Origin of the sequence: Chromohalobacter sp. HP20-39 (assembly GCF_033052815.1) — a bacterium.
In the GTDB taxonomy this organism is placed as follows: domain Bacteria; phylum Pseudomonadota; class Gammaproteobacteria; order Pseudomonadales; family Halomonadaceae; genus Chromohalobacter.
The window spans coordinates 1-311 of sequence record NZ_JAWHTP010000428.1; the positions used below are offsets into that span (position 1 = coordinate 1).

The 311-nt window shown below is 53.4% G+C and carries 1 protein-coding gene; it reads left to right on the forward strand.

All coding sequences use genetic code 11. From position 1 onward, the window contains the following. Nucleotides 1-43 precede the first annotated feature (43 nt). Nucleotides 44-311, forward strand: a 268-nt coding sequence (locus tag RVY79_RS18675; protein WP_317466043.1) for an oligosaccharide flippase family protein, incomplete at its 3' end; no start/stop codon positions are given.

A 311-nucleotide genomic window follows, 5' to 3' on the forward strand; every position in this document is an offset into this window, starting at 1 on the left:
CATGTCTGCCGTTTTATGGGGAGCAGGAGGAAACGTCGTGCGCATGGTGCTGCAGATCGGCTCGCAAGTCGTGTTGGCGCGACTTCTCGGGCCGGCTGAATATGGCATCTTTGCCATCGGAACCTTGGTCATCACGTTCAGTATGTTTTTTGGTGATGTGGGGTTGGCATACGTTTTGATACAGAAGCCTCAAATTGAGCCGCGAGATGTGCGGTTCGTGTTCACATGGCAAGTCATCCTTGGTTCGATGGTTACCTCGTTTGTCATGCTGGCCTCAGTGCCTATTGCGACGTTCTTCGGTGAACCACGCG